This window comes from Methylobacter psychrophilus, assembly GCF_025583945.1.
Taxonomy (GTDB): Bacteria; Pseudomonadota; Gammaproteobacteria; order Methylococcales; family Methylomonadaceae; genus Methylobacter_C; species Methylobacter_C psychrophilus.
The window spans coordinates 1-1,190 of record NZ_JAOEGU010000146.1; the positions used below are offsets into that span (position 1 = coordinate 1).

Consider the following 1,190-nt stretch of genomic DNA (forward strand, 5'->3'; position numbering starts at 1 on the left):
CTCCTATTGTGAGCCCCGGCAAGCCGGGGCTGTGATAATTAGTCGATTACGGTTTCCATCCTGCCCGGGCGATGTATTTTACCATCTTTTTCAGCCGGCGGTTTCGAGAGGCTTTCAAGGACGGCCACACTTGTACGATAGCTTTCTTACCACCGCAGATAGACATCAGGCCGTCGATTGCTTTGCACTGGTAGGAATCAGTATATTGGCGTTTCATTGTCGGTACTCCTAGTAGGATGTTTCTTCAGGCTTCCAGTTCGAGAATTGCCACATCATGTGCATCTTTGAACAGGATAGCGGCTTCAGAGGCACTATACCCGCGTTCCACCATGAATGCAATCCACTTTTCACTGCTACGAGCATCGCGGGCTTGGATGGTCTGGCCCTTGCGCAGGTGAGCGCAATGGTTAACCTTGATCTCGGCTACGATGTACTCTTGGATTTTGATCTGGCTCATCGGGTCAGTCCTGATGTTGTTTGCTGATGTGGGTGCATTATGGGGCCCTTTTCGGGCCCCGTCAAGCATTAGATACCTAATTCAGCGTATTTTTCCATCTTCCGCTCAGCCGGAGCCATAATCATGGCCATGGTGGCATTATCAGTCCAGTCGGCGATCACTTCGCCGGCGCTGTTACCGTAGATTGCCCACATAGAGCCGACGATGTTGTCTGGGCCGTCACCCTTGCGGAAGCGGATGATATCTTCATCGGTAGATTGCAGGCTGTCGGAGATTTCCTTGATATCGGTAGACTTTTTCACTACCCACTCGCCATCGCTGCCATCTTTCACGCTAACAGTGAAGCCAGTACGGATTGCACGCATGACTGCCGCCATAACTACTGCTTTTTCAGCCCGAATGCGCTTTTGGACCAGTTCACGCGCTTTGATATCCTCGACGAGTGCTGCACAATCGTACTGGCGGACACCCGGCTTGCGGTAAGCGTTACGCAGGGCGATGCGGAACAGGGTAGCGTAGGGCAGGCTAGTGCCAGAGGCCTTGTCCATGCGGGCGACGTAGTGGGCGTATGCGAAAGTGTTCATTGGCTTGTTCATGGTGAGTCTCCGGGTTTGTGGTTTTGCCTGCCGGCGGTTTGTCTTGCTTGAGGGCCATTCTACGCGAATGGCCCAAGCTGTCAACCCTACAGACCGAACATTTTCAAAATTTCTTTCGAAGCTTCGCAGGCCGAGTC

General features: G+C 52.8%; 3 protein-coding genes. All 3 read right to left on the reverse strand.

Going from position 1 to position 1,190, the window contains the following annotated elements; all coding sequences use genetic code 11:
• Positions 1-46 precede the first annotated feature (46 nt).
• A complete protein-coding gene (locus N7974_RS20560) occupies positions 47-217 on the reverse strand; it encodes a hypothetical protein (protein ID WP_262967396.1) in 171 nt (56 codons plus the stop codon).
• A gap of 27 nt (positions 218-244) precedes the next feature.
• Positions 245-457: a hypothetical protein gene (locus N7974_RS20565; protein WP_262967397.1), complete on the reverse strand. Its 213-nt coding sequence runs from the start codon at positions 455-457 to the stop codon at positions 245-247.
• Positions 458-525: 68 nt separating this feature from the next.
• Positions 526-1,190: hypothetical protein (locus tag N7974_RS20570; protein WP_262967398.1), on the reverse strand; the 665-nt coding region annotated here is incomplete at its 5' end.